The sequence below is a fragment of the Pseudoalteromonas sp. 19-MNA-CIBAN-0066 genome (assembly GCF_040308705.1).
Taxonomy (GTDB): domain Bacteria; phylum Pseudomonadota; class Gammaproteobacteria; order Enterobacterales; family Alteromonadaceae; genus Pseudoalteromonas; species Pseudoalteromonas nigrifaciens.
In genome coordinates this window covers 1-279 of record NZ_JBEONZ010000181.1, presented here as the reverse complement: position 1 = coordinate 279, position 279 = coordinate 1, and the positions used below count along the sequence as shown (strand labels likewise).

General features: G+C 41.9%; 1 protein-coding gene. It reads left to right on the top strand.

The genetic code is table 11. The features are described from left to right. A partial coding sequence (locus AAEZ18_RS18720; protein WP_352255900.1) for a tyrosine-type recombinase/integrase occupies positions 1–279 on the top strand: 279 nt, incomplete at both ends.

Sequence of the window (279 nt, the reverse complement as noted above, 5' to 3'; positions counted from 1 at the left end):
CATTAATGCCAATTCACTTGCAGGGATTAGTGAGGTTTTCAAAAAGCCGCAAAAACAAAACATGCCTTCGTTAAAACCAGAGGAGCTGCCTGAATTAATGCAAACACTTGCTATAGCATCAATTAAGCGCGTAACTCGTTTTTTAATTGAATGGCAGTTACATACACTTACGCGCCCAGGTGAAGCTGCCGGTACTCGATGGGATGAAATCGATTTTGGTAATAAACTTTGGACTATACCCCCTGAACGCATGAAAAAACGCAGAGAGCATGTCATTCC